General features: G+C 42.8%; 14 protein-coding genes and 1 other RNA gene. 13 read left to right on the top strand and 2 right to left on the bottom strand.

The window, feature by feature from the left end; translation table 11 throughout:
- Window position 1: 1 nt before the first annotated feature.
- The 5 genes from ACXABW_RS10285 (at window position 2) to ACXABW_RS10265 (ending at window position 5918) form a co-directional block, all read left to right on the top strand.
- The gene (locus ACXABW_RS10285) at window positions 2-2011 is read left to right on the top strand and encodes a GGDEF domain-containing protein (protein ID WP_252027633.1); all 2010 of its coding nucleotides are present in this window, start codon (window positions 2-4) and stop codon (window positions 2009-2011) included.
- 135 nt (window positions 2012-2146) lie between these two features.
- Window positions 2147-2243, top strand: an RNA gene (ffs, locus tag ACXABW_RS10280) — signal recognition particle sRNA small type.
- Window positions 2244-2363: 120 nt separating this feature from the next.
- Window positions 2364-2987, top strand: coding sequence for a Tn7 transposase TnsA N-terminal domain-containing protein (locus ACXABW_RS10275; protein WP_457522583.1), 624 nt, complete (start codon window positions 2364-2366; stop codon window positions 2985-2987).
- A 2-nt stretch (window positions 2988-2989) separates the two neighbouring features.
- Window positions 2990-4855 carry a Mu transposase C-terminal domain-containing protein gene (locus tag ACXABW_RS10270; RefSeq protein WP_457522580.1) on the top strand — a complete coding sequence of 622 codons (1866 nt, stop codon included), beginning with the start codon at window positions 2990-2992 and terminating at the stop codon, window positions 4853-4855.
- Window positions 4824-5918, top strand: coding sequence for a TniB family NTP-binding protein (locus ACXABW_RS10265; RefSeq protein WP_457522579.1), 1095 nt, complete (start codon window positions 4824-4826; stop codon window positions 5916-5918). Before ACXABW_RS10270 ends, ACXABW_RS10265 begins: the two co-directional genes overlap by 32 nt.
- On the opposite strand, the gene ACXABW_RS10260 is transcribed toward ACXABW_RS10265, so the two are convergent.
- Window positions 5915-6229 carry a helix-turn-helix domain-containing protein gene (locus ACXABW_RS10260; RefSeq protein WP_457522578.1) on the bottom strand — a complete coding sequence of 105 codons (315 nt, stop codon included), beginning with the start codon at window positions 6227-6229 and terminating at the stop codon, window positions 5915-5917. The genes ACXABW_RS10265 and ACXABW_RS10260 overlap by 4 nt on opposite strands.
- 100 nt (window positions 6230-6329) lie before the next feature.
- Between ACXABW_RS10260 and ACXABW_RS10255 the strand changes: the two genes are divergently transcribed.
- Both ACXABW_RS10255 and ACXABW_RS10250 read left to right on the top strand, forming a co-directional pair.
- A complete protein-coding gene (locus ACXABW_RS10255; RefSeq protein ID WP_457522576.1) occupies window positions 6330-6875 on the top strand; it encodes a hypothetical protein in 546 nt (181 codons plus the stop codon).
- Window positions 6869-8251: a DEAD/DEAH box helicase gene (locus ACXABW_RS10250; protein ID WP_457522574.1), complete on the top strand. Its 1383-nt coding sequence runs from the start codon at window positions 6869-6871 to the stop codon at window positions 8249-8251. The genes ACXABW_RS10255 and ACXABW_RS10250 overlap by 7 nt, the downstream gene beginning before the upstream one ends.
- Here the strand turns inward: ACXABW_RS10250 and ACXABW_RS10245 are convergent.
- Window positions 8248-9120 (bottom strand): GIY-YIG nuclease family protein, encoded by an 873-nt coding sequence (locus ACXABW_RS10245; RefSeq protein WP_457522572.1) that lies wholly within the window; start codon window positions 9118-9120, stop codon window positions 8248-8250. The two genes, ACXABW_RS10250 and ACXABW_RS10245, sit on opposite strands and share 4 nt — an antisense overlap.
- Window positions 9121-9316: 196 nt before the next feature.
- Between ACXABW_RS10245 and ACXABW_RS10240 the strand changes: the two genes are divergently transcribed.
- The 6 genes from ACXABW_RS10240 (at window position 9317) to ACXABW_RS10215 (ending at window position 19872) form a co-directional block, all read left to right on the top strand.
- On the top strand, window positions 9317-10927 hold the full coding sequence (locus tag ACXABW_RS10240; RefSeq protein WP_457522570.1) for a type I restriction-modification system subunit M: 1611 nt from the start codon (window positions 9317-9319) through the stop codon (window positions 10925-10927).
- Window positions 10924-12087, top strand: coding sequence for a restriction endonuclease subunit S (locus ACXABW_RS10235; RefSeq protein WP_457522569.1), 1164 nt, complete (start codon window positions 10924-10926; stop codon window positions 12085-12087). The genes ACXABW_RS10240 and ACXABW_RS10235 overlap by 4 nt, the downstream gene beginning before the upstream one ends.
- 35 nt (window positions 12088-12122) lie before the next feature.
- Window positions 12123-15755 (top strand): DEAD/DEAH box helicase family protein, encoded by a 3633-nt coding sequence (locus tag ACXABW_RS10230; RefSeq protein WP_457522567.1) that lies wholly within the window; start codon window positions 12123-12125, stop codon window positions 15753-15755.
- A gap of 18 nt (window positions 15756-15773) precedes the next feature.
- Window positions 15774-16457 carry a DUF6602 domain-containing protein gene (locus ACXABW_RS10225; protein ID WP_457522565.1) on the top strand — a complete coding sequence of 228 codons (684 nt, stop codon included), beginning with the start codon at window positions 15774-15776 and terminating at the stop codon, window positions 16455-16457.
- Between the two features lie 113 nt (window positions 16458-16570).
- Window positions 16571-17782 (top strand): TniQ family protein, encoded by a 1212-nt coding sequence (locus tag ACXABW_RS10220; RefSeq protein WP_457522563.1) that lies wholly within the window; start codon window positions 16571-16573, stop codon window positions 17780-17782.
- Window positions 17783-17784: 2 nt separating this feature from the next.
- Window positions 17785-19872, top strand: a complete 2088-nt coding sequence (locus ACXABW_RS10215; protein WP_457522561.1) for a type I-F CRISPR-associated protein Csy2 — start codon at window positions 17785-17787, stop codon at window positions 19870-19872.
- Window positions 19873-19876: the final 4 nt, after the last annotated feature.

The following is a 19876-nucleotide window of genomic DNA, read 5'->3' as shown; positions in this document are numbered from 1 at the left end:
AATGTTTGCTTGGCTTGCTCGAACATTCTTCTTTTGCTGCTTATGCAGTGCATCCTTTGCATTGCATGCAGCTTCGAGCATCACCACTTATAAAGTGTCGACAGAAGCTGATGATGTCGTTACTCGAGTCTTGTTTGATTCGATTGCCGATGAGTTCAACGTTAATATCGACTACATCGATCAACCGAGCTTCGATGCAATTCTTCAGTCTGTGGAAAGTGGAGACACAGATTTCGCTGCCAATATCACCTATACCGATGCGAGAGCATTGCGCTTTTCTTTTTCTGAACCCACTAATATCGAATATACCTACCTATACAGTTACAACAACGCTCGGCTCGGAGATATTTCTATTGTTGGAGTGCCAGCCGGGACTGTGTATGGAGAATTGATAAATGTTAACTTTCCGCATATCACAACGGTGGAATACAGTGGTCATGCTGAAGCTTATCAGCTACTCAACAGCGGCGGTGTTGAAGGGGTCGTAGACGCAATTAACCAACTTAAGCCGATGTTGCTCAAAGGGTTAGATGCTCAGTTGCTTAACGATCAAATCTCTATCCAACCTGTCTCTATTGTTGCACCTAAAGGTCAACACCAAGCTGTGCTCAAGCAGATGGTTGCGTACATTCACACTGCGCCTATTCAGAAATTGCTACGAGAGTCGATTGAGAAGTACCAACTGGATATCCGTCAGCAGGCGCTGCGTCAGGCTGTTATCGATGCTGGACTCAACATCTCTCGTCCTCTAAAGGTCAAATTTGAAAATGGTGGCCAGTACGCCACTTACCATCGTGATGGCCGAGTGACGGGGATTAGTGCCGACATTGTTCTCTCTGCTTGCGAAATACTGCTTCTTAAGTGTGATATCACAAGTCACGCAGGAGAATCTTGGGAAAGTATGTATGGTGACATCATCTCCAAAGATATCGACATTATTGCCCCCTTGGTTGTGTCTGAGCACCGAAAAGCGTTGGTTAGCTATAGCGACGTTTACTACCAGCCAAGTTCTGTAATGGTAAAAAGGGAAGGCTACAAAGATAACGTTTATCGTAATGTATCGGAGCTGGTGGTTGAGCGAATAGGTGTCATTGAAGATGATTTCTTTGAAGAATTGCTCGGGCAACTTCTTCCCAACAAGCGATTAAAAACCTATCAAACTGATACGGAATTAATGCAAGCGCTACTTCGTGGGGATATCGATTATGTGCCAATGAGTGAAACCAGCTTTAATCTCATTCTTCGTGGTGCTAACGAACTACTGCCTTTGGTAAAAGATTCGATGATTGGCAGCTTTTACACATCAGATATTGCGATTGGATTCACCAAAAATGAACAGGGTGAAGCTCTAGCTGCTTTGTTTAGCCGAGCAATGAAGATGCTGGATGTGGAATCGATTGTGAGTCAATACGATGTGCAGCCAGATTGGCGGGCGACACTACTGACAGAGAAGCGTTTTGCCCGTCAGAGTCAATGGTTACTTATGTTGGTGATTGGATTTATGTTGGTTGTAGCAATGTATCTTCATATTCAATCCACAACCGACAATCTTACTCGTTTGAAAAACCGTCGAGCATTGCACCGTAAGTTTCGTACTGGCGTGGGCGCAAACATGACGTTGGTGTACCTAGACATCAACGAATTCAAGGTGATTAACGACAACTATGGCCATGAGATAGGCGATGAGGTACTCAAAGCACTTGCTGACAGAATCCGTTCAGTATGGCGTGGCAGTTGTTACCGAATTGGTGGTGACGAGTTTGTGTTGGTCGCAGACATTGAGCGCAAAGATATCATCGGGCTATCCGAGCAGCTAAGCCCAATCTACTATCGTAACACTTCAGCCAATCTGACATTGAAAGTGTCAGTGGCGGTTGGCGTTTCTCCACCAAGAAAGCAGTTTATGTCTTTACAGGAAGTCATGAATATTGCTGATGAAGCGATGTATCGCGACAAGAATAAAGAGACACAATGCGCATCGAAAACCAGCAATATCTTGCGAGCTTTATAGCCGGATCGCTTAATCCCTAAACACTTAGATTCCTAAGCACCAAAATAAGCAGGTTTGCCCTTGCATTAGGGGCTGCTATCACCGATAATCCCCTTCGCTCTTGATGGCAACGTCAAGAAACAGAATCTATGGAGGCCCTGGTCCTCCCGCAACAATAGCTCGTGAACTCGGTCAGGTCCGGAAGGAAGCAGCCGCAGCGTGTGACTTGTGTGCCGGGATGTGGCTGGGGTCTCCGCCCTTCTTGAAGCCTGCAATATATGTTCGCATAAATTGCAGGCTTTCTTCATATTTGCACCATAAGTCTTCATAGTCTATTTTTTTGTTGTAGGTTTACAACAAAAGTGATTTTGCTATGTTCGATCAAACCAAGAAATCATCTCACGTACACAACATCTGTAAGTTCATGAGCTTGAAGAATGATGCGGTTGTTCGCACTCTCTCCATTTTGGAGTTCGATTTCTGCTTTCACCTCGAATATAACGCAGACATCAAAAGCTTTACGTCCCAACCTTTTGGTTTCCATTATCAATTCAATAATCGGAAGTGCCGATATACCCCCGATTTTTTGGCGACAGATCATGATGGCCATTCAACTTTCTTTGAAGTAAAACACTCTAGCCAGATTCTCAAACCTGATTTCAGGGACCGATTCAAAGAGAAACAAAGAGTTGCATTCAATGAGTTTAACAGACGCTTGGTTTTAGTAACTGAGAAGCAAATTAGAATGGGACCAACTTTAGATAACTTCAAGCTACTACATCGTTACTCCGGATTGCGGACAGTGACTGAGTTTCAAAAGTTAGTGTTGGCGTTTATTCAACGTAAACAAATGGTGAAGTTACAAGAGGTGTCTTTGAATTTCGGTTTATCGGAGCAGGACACACTTATCTCTACTCTTCCTTGGATCTCTTCGGGGCAAGTTAAAACAGACCTCAACAATATTGGCTTTGGCCTCGAAACTTACGTTTGGTGCTAACTATGCCATCGGACTCCAATAACATATTTGGGTTCTTTGATGAGTTTGAAGCTTCAGAAGGAGAGTCGCAACAACCTCCAATAGAGCTATTTCAAGAGCCCGTTGAAATTTTATCAACCCTAGACAGCCAGCCGAAAAGGGTGCAACAAGAAGTTATCCGTCGTATCAAAATCATCGATTTCGTGGAGATACGCTTAAAAGGTGGATGGACCGAGAAAAACTTGAACCCCATCTTAAGTCTCATTGAACCAGAATTACAGCTCACTCCCCCGAGCTGGCGAACTTTAGCAACTTGGAAAAAATATTACTTTGAAGCGGGTAAAGACCCATGTGCACTTATTCCGAAGCATACGTTTAAGGGCAACCGACAAAAAGAAATTGATTCTCAATCCTTGATTGATGAAGCAATTCACAAGATATACCTCACTCGTGAACGACTAAGTGTAGCCGAAGCATACCGATACTATAAGAGTCGAGTGATTCAAATAAATCGTGGGATTGTCGAAGGGAAAATCAAACCAATTTCAAAGCGAGCTTTTTATAATCGCATACACGACTTACCTCCATATGATGTAGCGATCGCAAGGTTTGGCAAACGATATGCGGAGCGGGAGTTTCGGTCTGTTGGTCAACAGGTGGCTGCGACTAAACCAATGGAGTTTGTTGAAATTGACCATACCCCGGTTCCAGTTATCCTGATTGATGATGAGTTAGATATTCCTTTAGGACGGCCCTACTTGACGATGCTATATGACCGCTTCAGTAAATGTATCGTAGGGTGCAGTATCAACTTTAGAGAGCCTAGTTTTGACTCTGTCAGGAAGGCGCTATTGAACTCGCTACTAGATAAGTGTTGGGTAAAGCAAAGGTATCCATCTATTGATAATGAATGGCCTTGCCACGGTAAGATTGACTGTTTAGTTGTCGATAATGGTGCCGAGTTTTGGAGTCAAAGCTTGGAAGATTCGTTACGGCCTCTGGTATCAGACATCCAATATAGTCAAGCAGCTAAGCCTTGGCGAAAGTCTGGGATAGAAAAGCTGTTTGATCAGATGAACAAAGGGTTAGTGAACGCACTGCCTGGAAAAACGTTCACCAATCCTACTCAACTTCAAGATTACAATCCTAAAAAGGACGCGGTGGTTAGAGTTTCCGTTTTTCTTGAGTTGCTTCATAAGTGGATTATTGACTATTACCATATGGCACCTGATTCAAGAGAACGTGACATTCCATACCACAAATGGAACCAATCGGAGTGGACTCCCTCATACTACAGTGGTGCTGAGAAGGAGCAGTTGAGGGTTGAGCTAGGTTTGCTCAGACACCGAACCATTGGAGTGGCAGGGATCAGGCTTCATAACCTCCGCTATCAGTCCTCAGAACTTATTGAATACCGTAAATATTGGGCATCCAACAATGGCAAAAAGCTGTTTGTTAAGACCAAAACAGACCCTTCTGATATCAGCTATATCCATGTTTATCTAGAATCGGAAAAGAGGTACATAAAAGTTCCAGCGGTAGACAACAACGGATATACAAAAGGACTGTCGCTTTTTGAACACGAGCGAATACAAAAAGTACGTAGGCTCAATACTAAGCAGCTTGCTGATGATGAGGCGCTAGCGGATACATTTCTATACATGAAGAAACGTATTCAGGAAGAAACTGATAGATTCCGCAGTGCAAAAAGTAATAAGGCTAGCTTGCCTAAAACGGGTAATACTTCGAAGTTAGCAAAGTTTAATGATGTGGGCTCAGAGGGCCCTGGCTCAATCGATACGACCTCAGCTAAACAAGAAACCACAGTCGTAGTCGATTTCTCAGAGCAATTATCTGATGATGATTTTGAAGATATTGAGGGGTATTAATTTGAACTTAACATCTAGGCAGTTTGAACAGCTAAGAGCCTTTGAAACCTGCTTTATTGAGTATCCTGCAATTACTAAAATCTACTCCATTTTCGATCAGCTTCGTTTTAACCACTCTCTTGGCGGTGAACCTGAGTCTTTCTTGCTAACTGGTGAGGCCGGCAGTGGAAAGACTGCTTTGATCAACAATTATCTATCACGCTTTCCGTCGAGTTCAACTTGGAGCAAACAACCTATTCTTAGCACCAGAGTACCGAGCCGAATAAATGAACAGAACACGCTAACCCAATTTTTAGTTGATTTAGATGGAAAGTCGGGAGGAAGAGGTACTCGACGACGTAATGAAATTGCTCTTGGAGAGGCTGTTGTAAAGCAACTTAAACGTAAATCTGTTGAGCTGATTATCGTCAATGAAATTCAAGAACTTGTGGAGTTTTCTACAGCAGAAGAAAGGCAAGCAATTGCTAATACGTTCAAATATATAAGTGAAGAAGCGAAAGTCTCGTTTGTATTGGTTGGTATGCCTTATGCCGATGTGATCGCGACAGAGCCGCAATGGAACTCGAGGTTAAGTTGGAGACGAAAGATTGAGTATTTCAAGCTCTTGAAAGCTAACAGTTATTCGAGTGGAACGGCATCTTATGCTTTTGATTTGGAACAAAAAAAGCACTTTGCGAAATTTGTCGCTGGGTTGAGTGCGAGAATGGGTTTTGATGAACCGCCAGTGCTTACAAAAAATGAAGTGTTATATCCTTTGTTCGTTATGTGTAGAGGGGAGTGCCGAGCGTTGAAGCACTTCTTGAAAGATGCACTACTGATGAGTTTCAATGAGAACGTCGATACGATAGACAAAGCGATATTGTCGCGCACGTTTTCATTTAAGTTCCCCTATTTGGATAACCCATTTGATGCTCCTGTAGAGGAGCTTCGTCTTCATCAAATTGACTCTGGTTCTACTTACAACCTAAATGCCATTGCCGCAGAGGATAAAATACTTGCTCCGCGATTTACAGATGCAATTCCGTTGAGCATGTTATTGAGTAAAAGCGGGCTTAAAGCTTAGAGATGACTTTCGCCATTTAGGTTTTCCAGTAGCGCCTCTTTCTCGTCGTCACTCATCTTATCAATGGCACACGCCAGTTCAGCACTCAATTCGTTCCTACAGAAAAAATAGTTTAAGGGAACATCTAACTCTTCAGCCATTCGTTCGAGTGTACCAATATCTGGTACGTGTCTACCTTTCTCATAATGGTTCATTCGCCCACTAGCAGAGCTTGGTTCCATGCCGATTTTCACCCCTAAATCTTTTTGGGTGATTTTGGCTTTTTTACGCGCAGCTTTGAGCCTCGCTGGGATTGGGTTGTCTTTCTGCACTTACACATTTCTTTTCAACCTTTAGATAACTTAGATTGTCTAAGTTTTACTGATTTTTGTATACTTAGCAATCCTAAGTTTTGTTGTATGCAAGAGTCACATGAAGAAAGTAACCAGAATTAATCCTGATATGTTTAACCTATTGATTGAAAAAGGGATGGACAATTTCTCTGTTATAGAAGCTAGGGATGCTTTGTTAAATAGTACTTCAACCTTTACGAGCAGTGACGAAGCTCGAAAGTATGTTTATAAGCAACTTCTATCACTTGAGGAGAAAGGCTGGCTTTCTGTCATTGGGACTCGCAGAGACAAGCGTTACCATCAAACTATTGAATTCAAAGCGCTCACAATTGAGCCTAGAGCAGCTAGAAATAAGAAAGTTAAAGTTGATTCAATACCTGTTCAAACTCCGGAGTTCTCTCTAAATGCACTAGAACAAGAGAAAAAACAACATGAAGGTGAGTTAGCGATTACTCTGGGCGAGATTGAGGAATACCAATCTTTGTTAACGCGTTTTCCAAACAACAAGCATGATATGGAACCGTTATTCAATGCAGCGAGAGAGCGATCAGCTAAGCTATTGGGCAAAATCAATGCACTAACCAACTGGATGCAAGTAGCCCAAAGCAAGGCTTCCCAATGTTAAGAACATGGCAAGCTGAGTGTGCAGCTCAAGTTATCGATAAGTTTACTTCAAACAAGCGTTCACACTTCTTCTGTCAAGCAACTCCAGGAGCAGGTAAAACTGTTATGGCTGCAGAGGTTGCTAAGCGTCTTTTTCAAGAAGGTATGATTGACTTAGTTCTCTGTTTCTCACCATTACTTTCGGTCGCTGAAGGGATGAAAAAGACCTTTTCATGGAAACTGGAATGTTCATTTAATGGTGGCTTGGGTTCTCTAGGCGGGTCTTATACCTATCAATCCATCCGTTTTTTAGATGAAAACTTCTTGAACACCGTCAGTAAATATCGGGTACTAGTCGTATTTGATGAGATCCACCATTGTTCATTTGATGATGAGGGGCGATCAAATTCATGGGGGTTAGAAATTGTCAGTAAGATCCAAGGTTTTGCCCGTTACACATTAGCGCTGTCAGGCACTCCTTGGCGCTCTGATCGACTACCCATTGTCATGGCTGAGTATTCCGACCCTGATGGGAAGGTTGCTTGCGATTATCATTACGGCTTGCAACAGGCTGTTGAAGATAAGGTATGTCGCCGCCCTAAAATCGTTTTAATCGATAATGAACATCTGAGTGTTAAGGCCGGAAATGACAATCAATATTTCGCTTCTATTCTTGATTGCCTTAAACAATCCGATGTCTCATATCACAGTGTCATTCACAATGAAGACGCTATGAACTACATATTAAATAGTGGTTGCCAAAAGCTAGCCCAAATAAGGCAAGAGTCCCCAAATGCAGGAGGTTTAGTCGTCGCTGCTTCTATAAAGCACGCTAAACATATTCAAAAGCGACTGATTGAGCACTTTAATCAATCAGCATCCATCGTGACTTATCATCATGATAATCCGTTAAATGAAATTGAGTCTTTTCGTCACTCGAATGTTCAATGGATAGTCAGTGTTGGAATGATAAGTGAAGGAACAGATATCCCTCGGCTGCAGGTTTGTTGTCATATGAGTTCGGTCAAAACGGAACTCTATTTTAGACAAGTCCTTGGAAGGATATTGAGAGTTAATGATTCACCCAACCAAGAAGCTTGGTTGTATACCTTTGCTGAAGAAAGCTTGATTGGGTTTGCTGAAAGAATTGAGCAGGATATTCCTGATAGCTGCATGTACATTAAACAAGAGAACAATGTGCCGAGTGCTATTGACGAAAAGCGCCTGCCGTCGAGTACCGTATCGGAAAGCGTTCAATCTGATCGACCCCAACCAAGCTTACTTAGTTGGGGAGAAACTTCAGATGTTATTAATTCAAATAATGCAGGGCTTACTTTAGCCATGGATGAGCTGAGGTTAGGTCAATTTAAGCAGAGGGTCATTGCAGCGTTCACTTAGACTGATTCAGCTTCAATCTCTTTCAATGTTTTACCCGAAGAGTCTCTCCAGTAATCAGGACCGCTGCAAGGATAGCCCAGTAGGACGGTTGCGGCTTGCGAGGCACTGGTAAACAGAATATCTTCAGCTGCGACCAGACGATCTCCAGATGGTGTTAGCACTTCTTTGTCTTCGAGGCTACTACGCAACTTTGTATAGCCTTTAGATAAACTAGGCTGTGCGGTTGTTAGTGCTTGAGAGCCCTTCAATACGACAATGCCTTCATCAGTAAGCATAGCTTTAGCATCAACTTTTTTGACCTTCAGTTGTAATACTGTGTTTTCTTGCTCGTTTGTTTGGAGCGAAGCGGGTTGAGATACTCTCGGCTCCAATAATTTGTGCCCTAGAGAACCAATAACAGTACGAATATTGTCGATGAAAGTTTCCATGGCATCCCTTTCTCCTCTAGGCAATGAAGAGGTAGGCGGTTGTTTGTCATTGTCGAGGTCGTATCGTTTTGACTCTAAGATTATTTCGATCAAACGGGCTTCGAGGTACTTAACGTGTGCTTTTGTTAAGTTTTCATCTTTGTTGGTAAAGCAAATAGCTTCATTCCAAAACTCTTTGCCAGCCAAGTGTTGCGACAATCTTTTCTGAATATGCTCAGCCTCTCCAACGTAAACAAGGCTATTGCCACTATCCGCGTCGTACCCGAACAAAAAATAGACGCCCGGACGCTGAGTTTCTTCCCATTCAGATAGCTCTTTGATGTGTACTCTAGGAACCGCAATCGCTTGACCTGTCCAGTTGACAATTTCAGCATGTCGAATACCTGTTACAGAGCCATTTGCTAGATATATTTTGAGTTGTGTTCCTCTGGTCATCATCATTCGCTTTCTAACAAAAATAGATGCGCTAGATACTAGCTAACTGAATAAAAAATAGTACTTTTATTTCTGAGTAATTCAATGTGATGCACATTAACGTAAAACTGAGTTTGTATGGTAAAATCGCGCGATAAATTGATGCATCATTAAGTTGTTTTCTTGTTGTTAAGAGAGTAACAATTTACCAAAGAGAATCACCATGCTAACAGGCAAAATTCGTAATCAGATCGACCAAGTTTGGGAAATGTTTTGGACAGGCGGTGTCGCTAACCCAATTTCAGTTATCGAGCAGATCTCCTACCTACTATTTATTCGTCGTTTAGATGAACTGCAAAAGACCGCTGAGCGTCGCAGCCAAGCAACAGGTCTACCGCTAAACAACCCAACCTTTTCGCCTGAAGAGCAAGCCCTTCGTTGGAGTAGTTTCAAAGACAAAGATCCTGATGTAATGATGGAAATCGTCCGTGATCGTGTGTTCCCTAAAATCAAATCGCTACAAAATGAAGGTAGCTTTGCTGAACACATGAAAGATGCGATTTTCATGATCCCATCGGCTAAGTTATTAGATCAGGTCGTACAGCTACTAAGTGCTATCGACATGAACGACAAAGACACCAAAGGCGATCTGTACGAGTATCTGTTAAGCAAGTTGCAACAATCAGGCGTAAATGGTCAGTTCCGTACTCCGCGTAACATCATCCAAATGATGGTCGAGCTGATGCAGCCAAAAGTGGGCGACACCATATGTGACCCATCATCAGGCACGTGTGGCTTCTTAATGGCGGCGGTTGAGTACGTTGAAGAGCATCACGCAAAAGAAGTGAACAAGCCTGATAACCGCAAGCACTTCAACAATGAAATGTTTACTGGCTTCGATTTTGATAAACACATGCTACGCATTGGTGCGATGAACATGCTGCTGCATGGGATTGAGAACCCAAGTGTGCACTACCGTGATAGCTTGCAAGACCAAGGTGACGAGAATATCTCTGAAGCCTACAACCTTATCCTTGCCAACCCACCGTTTAAAGGGGCAGTTGATTTCGATATTGTTGCACCAGACTTACTTCGTGCATTAGGTAAGAATCCAGTTGTTAAGAAAACGGCACCTAAATTCAAAACCGAAATTGATGAAGATGGCAATGAGATTCAGGTTGAGGTGAAAAAGAAAAAGCAGACTGAAAAATCAGAGCTGCTGTTCTTAGCCTTAATCCTTCGTATGCTTAAAGTTGGTGGACGTGCGGCAGTTATCATTCCAGATGGTGTGTTATTTGGTTCGACTAAAGCGCATAAAACGATTCGTGAGCAAATTGTATCTAAGCAGAAATTAGAAGCGGTCATTTCACTGCCTTCTGGTGTATTCAAGCCATACGCTGGCGTAAGCACCGCGATTCTTATCTTCACTAAAACCAACAGTGGCGGTACTGATAACGTTTGGTTTTACGACATGCAGGCCGATGGTTTCTCGTTAGATGATAAACGTAGTCAGCTTTTTAAAGATGGCGAAACACCAACTCACGAGCAAAGCAATATTGCCGATATTATTGAACGCTTCAACACGCTGACCAATGAAGACAGCACACCAAACAGCGATAGCCCAGAATACAAGCGCAAGAAGACTGAGCAGAGCTTTATGGTGCCGGTAGCGGACATCAGCAAAAACGATTTTGATCTAAGCATCAACCGCTACAAAGAAGTGGTGTACGAAGAGGTGCAATATGATGCACCAAAGGACATTTTGAAGCGCATTAAAACGCTACAAAATAGTATGGCGAAGGGATTAGCTGATTTAGAAGGGTTGTTAAAATGAGCTGGCCTCTAGTTAATTTATCAACGGTCTGCCAAATCGATATGGGTTCTGCGCCTAAAGGTTCGACATATGTAGAGCTGGATAGAGGTGTGCCACTCATTGCTGGCGCAGCAGACTATGGCGATGTATTTCCTCGACCAAAGAAAGCAACAATTGAACCAACAAAACTATGTAAAAAAGGCGACATCATAATTTGTGTTCGAGCTACGATTGGTGATTTGAACTGGGCAGATAAAGAATATTGCCTCGGACGCGGTGTTGCGGGGCTTAGAGCCAATTATGAAAAATTAGACTCAAAATACTTATGGTATTTTATCGCATCAATTGAAGATGAGTTATATCGGAATTCAACGGGTTCGACTTTCCCTCAAATAAACAAGAAAGTAATCGAATCTCTGAAAATCCCACTCCCCCCACTAGAAACCCAAAAGCAAATCGCAGCGGTGCTAGAAAAAGCCGATCAATTGCGTAAAGACTGCCAGCAAATGGAACAAGAGCTAAACAGCCTCGCTCAGTCAGTGTTTATGTCTAGTTATAACCGAGTTCGTAAATCGGTAGTATCTTTTGGTGACTTGGCTATCAAAGAGAAAAATACTTTTGTAAATGGACCATTTGGAAGCAACTTACTTTCATCTGAGTTAACGGATACAGGTGTTCCAGTGCTCTATATCCGAGATATTGCATCTGGTGAATTTAAGCGGAAAAAAGAAGTTTATGTAACAGAAGAGAAAGCTCTAGAATTAGATTCTTGTCGTGTAGACGCTGGTGATGTTTTAATCGCAAAAGTTGGAGAGCCACCAGGTACTGCTGCTATCTATCCTTTTGATCAACCTAAAGCAATCGTTACTCAAGACGTCATTCGAATCAAATGTGACAGATCAATCGTTTTACCTGAGTATTTAGTTGCTTATTTTAATAGTCAGCTTGGCAGGCATGCACTAAAAGCTATTACGGTTGAAGCAACTCGTTCAAGAATTGGATTGGGCGACTTAAAGAAATTAAAAGTCGAGTTTCCTGCCGTAGAAGATCAGTTGAATTTCGTTAGTTCTAGTAAGCAACTAACCCATTTATTGGCTGAAAATCGACTTTTAATGAAAGAATACAATGATAGCTTTAATGCCCTTATGCAAAAAGCCTTTAAAGGCGAGCTAAACCTATAACAAATAATAACAATATGATGTAAAAAGGAAATTCAATGTCAGATACGGCAAATTCTTCGTCTAGCGCTGAAGGCAGCTCTTCTCAAAAGAGCAACTTTGCGTTTATGGACGTTGCCCTTAACGGTGGCAGCGATGTATACACCACGCGTTGTACTGAGATTCAAACTCGTGCCAAAAATGCGGAAAGCAGCATCAAGACCGATCCGCGTATTGCCGGCTTCTATGCTCGTAATGCGTTGGAGTTAATGGTTGAAACCGTATTTGATATTGATAACTGGCTAGCCCGTCCTCGCCATGATGTAACTTTAATGTCGCTCATTCATGACAAGGGCTTTAAACAAAACCTCACCACAAATCTATTCCCTAAGCTCAAGCTGGTGATCAAGGTGGGTAACGAGGCGGTACACAGCAAAACCACACTACCACAGCGTGATGCGCTGCAAGCCGTGAAAGAGCTGCACCATGTTTTGTATTGGTTTATTCGTACCTATACACCAGACTTGAATCGTAGTCAGTTTTTAGTTCAGCCATTTGATGAAGCGCTTATCCCACTGCAAGTCTCAATTGATGCGGCTGTAGCGACCAAAGCGCTAAGCAGCATCAAACGGGTTCAAGAGTTAGAGAAGCAGCTAGAGCAAGAATACAAAGTTGAGCGTGAAACTTACCTCAAGCAGCTAAAAGAAAACGAGGCGCTAAAAGCAGCAAACCAAGCCTTACTAGAACAGATCGAGCAAGCCAAGCAAAGTGCGGAAAAAGTCACGGATACACACAACTATAATGAGGCAGAAACTCGCACTTATCTTATCGATGTGCTTTTGGAAGAAGCCGGTTGGAAACTAGAGCATAAGCGAGACCGTGAATATCCAGTTTCAGGCATGCCGATTTCTACAGTGAACCCCAAAGGCAACGGTAAAGTAGATTATGTGTTGTGGGGGGATGACGGCACTGCCTTAGCGGTAGTGGAGGCTAAACGAGCTTGCATCAGCCCAGAAGAAGGTAAGCGACAAGCTGAGCTGTATGCTAATTGTTTAGAAAAACAATGTGGTGTGCGCCCAGTTATTTTCTACACTAACGGTTATGAGACGCATCTGTGGGATGACCATTTCTACCCGCCACGCGAAGTTCAAGGCTTTTACACCAAAGCCGAACTTGAGCTTATGGTGAAGCGTCGTACCGACCGCAAACCATTCTTTGAAAATGGCATGCCTAACAGCAATCTTGTTATTAACAACGAAATTACCAACCGTCACTATCAAAAGTCAGCCATCACTAAACTGCTGCAAGACTTTGAGCTAGAACATGAGCGCAAAGGGCTATTCGTTATGGCAACGGGCACGGGTAAAACTCGTACTGTGATCAGCCTTGTCGATTTGTTAGTGAAAAACGATTGGGTTAAGAACATCCTGTTCCTTGCCGACCGTAATGCGCTACTCACTCAAGCCAAGAAGAACTTCGTTAAGCTACTGCCTCGGGTAAGTTGTTCTATTTTGGATTCTGGTCAGAGCAAAAACAGTATCGACAGTCGCTTGTACTTCTCGACATACCCGACCATGAAGAATCTACTGGATCGAGGTGCAGATGAGCGTCCATTTGGTGTCGGTCATTTTGATTTGATTGTTGTCGATGAAGCGCACCGTTCCGTCTACTCGAAATACCGTCAAATCTTCGAGTATTTTGATGGTTTCTTAGTGGGTTTAACAGCAACACCAAAAGATGAAGTTGAAAAAGACACTTATGGCATTTTTGACCTGCAAAAAGGGATGCCAACTTACGCTTATGAAGACGATAAAGCGTACGACCAAGGCTATCTTGTGCCACCAACAAAGATCTCCGTGGCAACCAAGTTTCTTCGTGAAGGTGTAAAGTACAAAGACTTATCCCCTGAAGAGCAAGAAGAGTGGGAAAACAAGGCTGAGCTAGAAGATCGAGATGAAGTATTGCCATCTGAGATCAACAAGTTCTTGTTTAATGAAGACACTGCCGAGAAGATGTTTGCTCAGTTAATGAGTAAAGATAAACGTGGTGGTATCCACGTTGAAGGCGGTGATGTCATCGGTAAAACCATCATCTTTGCAGCCAACAATGACCATGCGGTTTTCCTCGAGAAAATGTTCAATAAGAACTACCCCAAGTGGGCTGGGAAGTTGGCGCGAGTGATCACCTTCAAAGAGACTTACGCACAAAGTCTTATCGACGAGTTCAGCGGTGACGAGAATAAGATTGACGAGTTTGACCCGAAGAACCCAACCTGTCGTATCGCGATCTCGGTAGATATGCTCGATACCGGTATTGATGTACCAGAAGTAGTGAACCTTGTGTTCTTCAAAGTCGTTCGCTCAAAAGTGAAATTCACCCAGATGATTGGGCGTGGAACACGTTTGTGTAAAGACCTGTTTGGTCCGAAGGATGATAAGAAGACTTTTAAGGTTTTCGATTATTGCCAAAACTTTGAGTATTTCGATGCGAACCCTGAAGGTATTGCGATCGGAGTGGCGAAACCAGTGACTCAACAGGTATTCGAGAAGCGCGTTCTACTCAGTACATTACTTAACAGCAGATTAAATAATGAAGAGTTCAGAGAGCAACAACCAGAAGACTGCGAGCGCTATTCTGAGCTAAATCGTTACCAACTGGATATGTTACACCATATTGTTAGTGGTATGAATCTCGATAACTTTATTGTAAGACCGAAGCGTCGAGCAATTGAGCCATTTTTAGAGCGTGAGCATTGGGATAATATTGATGATGCTAAGTTTACTGAGCTAGAGAGTCAGATCTCAGAACTTCCAACTGAAGCTGAGGCATTTAACTCTGATGAGCAACTTAATCATTTATCACACCGCTTTGACAGCCTTGTACTGACCATGCAGCTAGATCTATTAGAGAAAGGTATTATCTCGGAAAAAAGCCGTGAGCGAGTTATTGAGTTTGCAGAACAGTTAGAGGCCAAATCAACCATCCCAGCAGTGCAAGCGCAACTGCAGCTGATTCAAGATATCCAGACCCAAGAGTTTTGGCAAGATATCCACTTAGTCACGCTAGAAGAACTACGACGTAAGCTACGAAATCTGATGTTTGCGTTGGACAAAGATAAAAAAGAGATGGTGTACACAAACTTTGAAGACGAAGTTCAAGGTGTCCATGACGTGACAAACGTGTACAAGAACCCAAGCGTTGATTTAGCCCAATACCGTAAGAAGATTGAGCTCTATATTCAAGATCACCAAGACCAATTAACAATCCAAAAGCTAAAGCGCAATAAAGCCATTACCCAAGCGGACTTAGATGTTTTAGAAGGCTTGCTACTGGAAGCTAGTGGTATGAGTGATGTAGAAACGTATCGTGAGAAAATCTTACAAGAGAAGCCTTTAGGTACGTTTATCCGCGAGCTTGTCGGCTTAGATATGAACGCAGCCAAAGAAGCATTCAGTAGCTTCCTTGATGAAGAGGCGTATAACGCCGAGCAAATTCAGTTCGTCGATCAAGTGATTGACTACCTCGTTAGCAACGGCATCTTAGATATGTCGCAACTCTTCGAGCCACCATTTACCGACAATCACGGCGAAAGCGCTTACGGCTTCTTCGATGAAGGGACCGTAGTGGAGTTGTTTGGAGTTATTCGCACAGTAAATGCGAATGCAGTGGTTGCTGAAAGTCAGAGTGCTTAATTTCAGTAGGTCTGAGTAGTGTCATATTTGTACGAGTACCTTGATGAGTTGTTGCGCCTTCAGTCAAGAGCTCTTGAAAAGTTTAAGCATAAAGGCGTTTTGGGCGATGCTCGTGAGGAGTTCCTTCACTATCAAATTAATCAGAGGTTAGATAATGTTGATGGCCGATTACATAAAGGCGAGGTCTTCTTCCGAGATATCGAATATGGACAACATGATATTATTTTAAGACGGAAAGGCACGGTGAACCCAAGTATAGGGAACCAAGTTCGAATTTGTATCACAGAATGTGCAGCGATCATTGAAGTTAAAACTAATGCAAAGTTAACAGAAATTAGGGACTTTGAACAAAAATCAAAGCAGCTCAAAAGTCATAATGATAGTCTAGTATGCGGTATGTTTTGCTACAGAATAAGCGGCAAAACGAGCACGGTGCTTGAACGAAGTGGCTATAAATTCGATAGAGAGTATCAGATGTTTGAACCGGATGATTCTAAGAAACAATATTCAAACATAGATTTCATAATTTGCATAGATGATGGGGATGAGATGAATGGTAACAATCGTTTTAAAGAGCCGATTACTTATTCTAAAGGCTTTTGTTTAGTAAGAGAGTCCTCCTCATACAAGCTTTTCGAAGCCCCTCCTTATTCAAAAGTGTTGTTGCAAGAGATAATGCGGGCTGATCAGCTAGACCTGTAGCGTAAAGTTACTTCATAAAGCGAGTCTAATCACAAAAGTACTTCTGAGAGTTTGATGTATTAGAAAACTCACCAATACTAAAACTTAGATATTCTAAGTTTTAGTGGTGACATGTGAAAACGGACATTCAACTTTACTCTGATGAATCGCTCGAAAGCTTCTTGTTGCGTTTATCGCAAGAGCAAGGTTACGAGCGATTTTCTCATTTTGCAGAAGACATTTGGTTCGACACCATGGATCAGCATGAAGCGATTGCTGGTTCTTTCCCCTTAGGGCTCGAACGAGTCAATATCTACCACGCTCAAACCACAAGCCAAATGCGGGTGAGAGTGCTTATCCATCTTGAGAACCAATTAAAGCTCAACAATTTTGGTGTATTGCGCCTAGCGCTATCACATTCAAAAGCTCAATTCTCTCCGCAATACAAAGCTGTTCATAGATTTGGCGTTGACTACCCTTATGCTTTTCTTCGCAAACGCTTCACGCCTATTTGCCCTCTGTGTGTTAACGAAGCACCCTACATTCGCCAGCAGTGGCAATTTATCTCTCACCAAGCTTGTGAACATCATGGCTGTAAGCTGATTCATCATTGCCCCGAGTGTAAGTCGAGACTTGAATATCAAAGTACCGAGAGTATTAGCCAATGTGAATGTGGTTTTGAGCTCCGAAACTCGCCAGTAGAGGATGCGCCAGAGGCTGAGGTGTTGGTCTCGCAATGGTTGTCAGGAAATGATTCAAAACCCTTGGGACTATTGAAAGCAGAAATGACGTTATCTGAGCGCTATGGCTTTTTACTTTGGTATGTAAGTCGCTATGGCGATATCGATGACCTCAGTTTTGAGTCATTCATTGGATATTGTGGCGCTTGGCCAACGGCACTGTGGCAAGACCTCGATGCCTTGAAAGAGAAGGCAGAACTTGTGCGAGTAAAAGATTGGAAGAAGGTGTTTTTCAACGAAGCCTTTGGTGCTCTGCTTAAAGATTGTCGCCAGTTACCTAGTCGGCAGTTGAGTCATAATATCGTACTGACACAGGTGTTAGCTTACTTTACTCAGCTTATGGCAACAGTACCTTCAACCGCAAAAGGAAATATCGGTGATGTACTGCTTAGTCCCTTAGAAGCTTCTACATTGCTCTCTTGTACAACAGATGAGGTATATCGGTTGTATGAGTTTGGTGAGATCAAAGCCGCTATTAGGCAGAGAATGCATGCAAAGATAGCGAGTCACAAATCAGCGTTTACTTTACGAAGTGTCATTGAAACAAAGCTGACCCGAATGAGCTCTGAAAGTGATGGTTTAAGCGTATATCTACCTGAGTGGTAATTATGACGAAATTAAGTGACTTATTGGCGATTGAAGACGAAGCGGTAAAGCAGATTACGATAAAGAAGATGTTCATGCCCTATACGGAAGATGTCTGTGTTGAAGGGTTTGAAAAAGAGGCGTTAACGATCTTGCTCAATCTCAGTTCAAGCCATCATTCAGATAGATGCTCTGATTGGTTGGATGTAGCCCGTGCTAAAAGGCATTTAAAAGCGGCTGAGAACTTCGAAGCATCCCTTGATGAAATCAAATGGTTCCACACTCATAATCTCAAGTTTCCAGACTGCCGAGTTAAAGCTCAGCGGATAGTCGCGCAGCCTTTTACGACAACCGAGGTATTCATTTCAAGCGCAGTATTAGAGCAACGCTTGGGATGGGCGCATAATTCCGCTGTGTATCGTCACACATTGTGGTTATTGAATCCTTTTAGTTGGCAATCACAGCCCGTATGCATCCTTTCACTTATCAAGCAAGAAAGCTCTTTTTGGATTGAGTTGCTCAACGAATTCGGTCTAAGTGCTAAGTCACTTACTCGCTTAAAACATACAATTGAAGAGCAGCTCCCTGATAATCATTTTCCCGACAGTGTCAGTACTTATAGTAAGCAACTACGGTTTCCGTGGGGGGATGATTATGTCTCGGTCACCCCTGTGGTCAGTCATGCTATCCAGAGTGAGTTAGAGGTGAGAGCGAGATGTCGAGAAAGTAAGCTTAACTTTGTTTCTTCAGCACTACCAAACTCGGCCAGTATCGGGAATCTGTGCGGTAGTTTAGGTGGGCATATGAAAATCCTAAACTATCCACTAGGCGTTAAACCAGCACAGGGTGGGACGTTACCTGAAAGTCGCAAAAAGAGTGGCCACTACTTTGATGACTATCAGGTAACTAACGCCAAAATTTGTCAGGTGTTAAATCATCTAATTGGTTCAGAACCATCTAAAACGCAGAAGCAGAGGGAGAGTGCTCGCAAGGTTAGAAGTAAGATATTGCGAAAGCAGATAGCCTTGTGGATGCTCCCATTAATTGAGTTAAGAGATATCGTTGATGGTGACCCTAATCAACAGCAATTGGAACATGATGACACTTTAGCTCAGGCCTTTTTGGGGCTACCAGAATCGGACCTAGGTTCCTTAGCTAGTGAGTTTAACCGTCGCTTGCATCTCACGTTTCAGAATAATAAGTATGCTGCCAAGTTTGCCTATCACCCTAAGCTTATGCAGGTCGTTAAAGCCCAAATTGTATGGATCCTCGAACAACTCAGCAAACCAATTGGCAATGAAGATAAGGTAACGGGCGAGCAGTATATCTATTTGTCATCGATGAGGGTGCAAGATGCGGTCGCAATGAGTAGCCCATATCTGTGTGGTGCTCCTTCTTTGACGGCTATTTGGGGCTTTATGCACCGCTATCAAAGAGAGTTTAATAAGTTAGTTCATTGTGATTCCCCGTTTGAGTTTTCGAGTTTCTCTTTCTATGTTCGAAGCGAGAACATTCAACCGACAGCCAAGCTTACCGAACCTAACTCAGTCGCCAAAGCTAGAACGGTTTCGAACGCTAAACGACCAACCATTCGTAGTGAACGATTGGCGGATCTAGAAATAGACTTAGTTGTCAGAGTTCATAGTGATAGCCGCATTTCAGATTTTAAGACCGCGCTTAAAACGGCACTTCCTGTTGCTTTCGCCGGAGGGGCATTATACCAACCACAGTTATCGGCACAGGTTGAGTGGCTGAAGACGTTTACCAGCAGGAGCGAGCTTTTCCACGTCATAAAGGGGTTACCAGCATACGGGCGATGGTTATACCCAAGTGAGAGCCAACCGAGTAGCTTTGATGAACTAGAGCGTTTAGTGACTAAAGATGCCGATAATTTGCCAGTTTCTATTGGCTACCATTTGTTAGAACGTCCTACTAAACGGTTAAACTCTATAACCGATTGTCACGCCTATGCAGAGAATGCGATAGGGTTTGCTAAGAAAGTGAATCCGGTAGATGTACGTTTTAGTGGAAGAGATCACTTTTTAAACCACGCCTTTTGGTCGATAGAATGCAGTAGCGAAACTATTCTTATAAAAAACTATAGGGATTAATCGT

The organism is Vibrio paucivorans (assembly GCF_054053395.1).
Note: the sequence above shows the minus strand (reverse complement) of the source record. Positions and strands in the feature narration are given on the sequence as shown.